Raw genomic sequence first — 1,149 nt, forward strand, 5'->3', positions numbered from 1 at the left:
GAGGGTTAATTGTGAAACGTCCCTTGAGTAATTTTGTGCGCCAGCACAAACAATGAAAGGGACAGTTGAGCAATTAACAAATCTTTGATTTTCCATATTCGTAACCGTCCTTTTTGTGAATTGATTTACAGTATTTGTAAGAGATACCTTGAATCAGTCCAGATATTGTTGAGATATTGAAACTACCGCTAGTCCTCACCGCTACTCGTCCGATATATGCCCCAATCTTTTTACCTTTTGTGACAACAGCTTTCACAATGTCTCCGGTTTGAAAACCATTAACAAATTTGAACCTGGGGACATATCTAGAAGGAAAACCGTACTTGTCAGTTCGGCAAGATTGTCTAGTGCCGTGACCATTAGCTGTAATTAGCAATGGCTTAACGCCTTTGATATTGAGAATTGGAGTTGACTGACCAACACAAGCTGCATCAATCCAGTGCGTTTTCTCCAGATTTTGCTGACTTCTATTGAACTTTGTTAACCCTCCTGAACCTGTTTCTACAGGTAATCCAGTCGCTTTGACAACGAATAGTAATGCCAAGCGAGTTGTGTTTACTGCTGCTGCATCAGCCAGTGGTCTTTTAGCTTGCTTCAAGATTTTTTCTAACTTTGAAGGGTCTTTTTTGAGAAAATCTTTGATGTCTTTCGTGCCTTTTTTAGTGTTACATTTTTCACAACTTAAAGTGAGATTTGTAATTGAATTACTACCACCCTTGGCTCGTGGATGAATATGCTCTACTTGAAAAGGAACGTCTTTCACTCCACAGTAGGCACATTGTCTACCCCACTTTTCTAGTAAGTATTCTCTGCTTTCGTAACCAGCTAAAGTTCCCTGTTGATATTCCTTACCTTGAATATCAGGATTAGCCATTAACTGCATATCAAACCTGACTAATTCTTGACTAATTGCCCTAATTGGTGCGAGTTTACGCAATCTTTCAACCCAAGTTTTAATATTCTCAACCCGACTTTGTAAGCTCGGTGCTAACCATCCTTCTGGGAAGTTTCTGTTTAAGAACCTTGGTTGTCTGTAACGAGTTTTTCTGGCACGTCTAGAACGTCTTAATTGACTTCTAGAAGTTAAAGCATCTCTAATTGCAAAGCCTCTATGTTTTAATTCAGCAGCAAATACTACTTCGCCAGTTG

1 protein-coding gene is annotated in these 1,149 nt (G+C 39.3%); it reads right to left on the bottom strand.

Going from position 1 to position 1,149, the window contains the following annotated elements:
• Window positions 1–73 precede the first annotated feature (73 nt).
• Window positions 74–1,149, bottom strand: a 1,076-nt coding sequence (gene iscB, locus IQ228_RS26190; RefSeq protein ID WP_027400612.1) for an RNA-guided endonuclease IscB, incomplete at its 5' end; no start/stop codon positions are given.

The sequence above is a fragment of the Dolichospermum sp. LEGE 00246 genome, from assembly GCF_015207865.1.
GTDB lineage: Bacteria > Cyanobacteriota > Cyanobacteriia > Cyanobacteriales > Nostocaceae > Dolichospermum > Dolichospermum heterosporum.